Origin of the sequence: Vibrio sp. 10N.222.55.C6 (genome assembly GCF_041473395.1) — a bacterium.
In the GTDB taxonomy this organism is placed as follows: Bacteria; Pseudomonadota; Gammaproteobacteria; order Enterobacterales; family Vibrionaceae; genus Vibrio; species Vibrio crassostreae_C.
The window spans coordinates 1-317 of sequence record NZ_JBFRSD010001062.1 but is presented as its reverse complement, the minus strand read 5'-3'; the positions used below and the strand labels follow the sequence as shown (position 1 = coordinate 317).

At 43.2% G+C, this 317-nt stretch carries 1 pseudogene; it reads left to right on the top strand.

Annotated elements, in window-relative coordinates:
• A pseudogene (locus AB4486_RS27550) lies at positions 1-317 on the top strand (hypothetical protein); the annotation flags it as partial.

The window sequence follows — 317 nt, the reverse complement described above, 5'->3', positions numbered from 1 at the left end:
CTGTACTAGAACAGGAACTTATCAAGTATCGTGAATACTGTTTAAAGGTACTGCCTGAAATACGTGATGTAGTGAAAGCTAACGGCGTAGTTAGTTGCTTGGCAACTGATACCCTTTCTAATACTTCTCATCTAAAACAGGCGGCTCTGTATCTAGAAGAAGCTGTAGTTGCAGATCCAGTCTTTGAATTAACGGACTTTAGAACACAAGCTACAGAAACCCTGACGTCATTTATGGGCATGGCGTCAACCCCAAAAGTAGACCGCCAGAAATTAGCCCAAGCAGCGGTTCGACTGGTTGAATTACGTCCGTTAGTA